At 66.9% G+C, this 2,847-nt stretch carries 1 protein-coding gene; it reads right to left on the reverse strand.

Features of this window, described 5'->3' with window-relative positions:
• A partial coding sequence (locus ACGFNP_RS61005; RefSeq protein ID WP_393334385.1) for a condensation domain-containing protein occupies window positions 1–2,847 on the reverse strand: 2,847 nt, incomplete at both ends.

Consider the following 2,847-nt stretch of genomic DNA (forward strand, 5'->3'; position numbering starts at 1 on the left):
TCGAGGTTTGGTCGGCGGCGGGTTCGACGCGTTCGGGGTCTTGGCCGGTGGGCTGAGCGAGGTCGGCGATGGCCGCGTTCGTGGTGGTGGTGGTGGTGGTGTTGGTGATGACGATGGTGGCTTGGCTGTCGTTGAGCATGTGGCGTAGGCGCTCGTGTGGGTGGTCGGGGTCGAGCGGGAGGTAGATGGCGCCGGTTTTCCAGATGGCCAGGAGTGCGATGAGCAGGTGGTGGCTGCGGGGCAGGCACAGGCCGATGGTGGTGTGCGGGCCGGCGCCGAGGTCGAGCAGGTGGTGGGCGAGCTGGTTGGCGCGGGCTTCCAGCTCGGCGTAGGTGAGGCCGTCACCGTCTTCGATGACCGCGACCGCTCGCGGGCGGATGGCCGCTTGGGCGGCGATGAGCTCGTGCACGCCGTTCAGCTCGGGCAACGCCATCGCGGTGGCGTTACGTTCATGCAGCGTCTGCTGCTCGGCGGGGGTCAGGATGGGCAGCGCCGACAACGGCCGTTCAGGATCGGACACGATGCGCTGGATGAGCGTTTGCAGATGCCCGATCAACCGCTCAACCGTCGAACGATCAAACAACGCCGTGCTGTACTGAACGGATCCCGTAAGCTCCCCATCCGCGGTGGAGCTCATGGTCAGCACAAGGTCGAACTTGATCGTCAGCGATTCCGCCTGGACGTCCAGCCCTTGCCCACCAAGCAGATCGTTGCTGGGGTCTGTGGTGAGGTAGTTGAAGAGGGTCTGGAACAGCGGCGTGCGGGAGCGGTCGCGATCGATGCCGAGTTCGTCGACGAGCTGCTCGAACGGCAGATCCTGATGACCGTAGGCCTCCAGCGCGGTGGCCCGCACCTGGTGCAACAGGTCGGTGAAGGTCGGATCGCCGGACAGATCGGCGCGCAGAACCAGAGTGTTGACGAAGAAGCCGATCAGGTCCTCGGTCTCGGCCTGATTGCGGTTGGCCACCGGCGTACCGACCAGCACGTCATCCTGGCGGGTGTATTTACCGAGCAGGACGGTGTAGGCGGCCAGCAGCGTCATGAACATCGTCGCGCCGGTACGACGGGACAGTGCCCGCAGGCCCTCGGCCGCCTCCGGGCTGATGCGGAAATCGAGGGCCGCACCGGCGGTGTCGCGAATCGCCGCGCGGGTCCGGTCGGTGGGCAGGTCCAGCACCGGAGGCTGAGCGAGCTGGCGACGCCAGTAGCCGAGCTGCTCTTCTAGCGTCTCGCCGGTGAGCCAAGAACGCTGCCACACGGCGAAATCGGCGTACTGCACCCGCAGCGGCACCAGTGGAGACGACTCCCCAGCCCGGAAAGCCTCGTACAACGAGAGAAACTCCCGATGGAAGATCTTGGCGGACCATTCGTCGGAGATGACGTGGTGCATGCACAGGGCGAGGATGTGCAGGTCGTCGGCGAGGCGGATCAGCGTGCCGCGCAGCAGCGGTCCCATGGCCAGATCGAACGGGGTTGCCGCGTCTGTGGCGATGAGGTCTTGAGCAGCTCGGTGAGGGTTGGGGTGATCCGACAGGTCCACCAGCGGCAGCTCGAAGCTGATGGGAGCGTCGATGATCTGGTGCGGGATGCCGTGGGCGTCGGCGACCAGCCGGGTGCGCAGCACCTCATGCCGCTCGGTCAGCACCGTCAGTGCGGCGCGCAACGCAGAGACATCGAGGTCACCAGACATAGGAATGGGCGTCGGGATGTTGTACTCGGCCGAGCGCGGGTCGAGCTGGGCCAGGAACCACAACCGCTGCTGGGCGAACGACAGCGGCAACGGCTGATCACGATCGACCGGGACGATCGGCGGCGCGATCGCCGTAACAGCAGTGCTGTCGATGAGACTCGCCAGACCCTTGATGGTCGGCCGATCGAACAACACCGCGAGCGCCAGATCCGTACCGAAGGTGCTGCGAACCCGCGTGATGGCCTGGGTGGCGAGCAGGGAGTGTCCGCCGAGGTCGAAGAAGTTGTCGCGGACGCCGACCTGGTCCAGGCCGAGGAGGTCGGCCCAGATACCGGCCAGCAGTTGCTCCGTCGTCGTCACTGGCGCCTGATAGCCGCCGGCGAGATCAGGACGGCTGCCATCGGGTACTGGCAGAGCAGCACGATCGATCTTGCCGTTGGGTGACAGTGGGAAGGCGGCCAGTTCGATGAACACCGACGGGATCATGTAGTCGGGCAGGCCGGCGGCCAGATAAGAACGCAGATCATCGGCAGCAGGAATGCCGTCGGAGGGATCTGCTGGGACCAGGTAGGCGATCAGGCGGCGGTCGGTGTCTTGGCCGGTGGGGGTGACCAGGGCGGCGGCGATGTGCGGATGAGCGGTCAGGGCGTGCTGGATCTCGCCGGGTTCGATGCGGTGGCCGCGGATCTTGACCTGGTGGTCGGTGCGGCCGAGGAAGTCGAGTTGGCCGTCCGGTCGCCAGGTGGCGAGGTCGCCGGTCCGGTAGAGGCGAGAACCGTCACCGGCGTGCGGGTTGGCGATGAAGCGTTCGGCGGTGAGGGCGGGTCGGCCGTGGTAGCCGCGGGCTAGTCCTTGTCCGCCGATGAACAGTTCGCCGGGCACGCCGATCGGGGTGGGGTGGAGGTGGGGGTTCAGGACGTGGGTGCTGGTGTTGGGCAGGGGTGCGCCGATGGCGGGATCGGCGCTGATGGCTGCGGTGGTGAGGGGGGGTGTGGTGGTGGTGATGACGGTGGTTTCGGTGGGGCCGTAGGTGTTGATGAGGCGCTGGTGGGGGGTCCAGGTGTTGGTGAGGGGGGCGGTGAGGCGTTCGGCGCCGAGGATGAGGGTGTGCAGGGTGGGCAGGGTGGCGGGGGTGAGGGTGGCCAGCAGGGAGGGCA

It is taken from the genome of Nonomuraea sp. NPDC049269 (genome assembly GCF_043197155.1).
Classification (GTDB): domain Bacteria; phylum Actinomycetota; class Actinomycetes; order Streptosporangiales; family Streptosporangiaceae; genus Nonomuraea.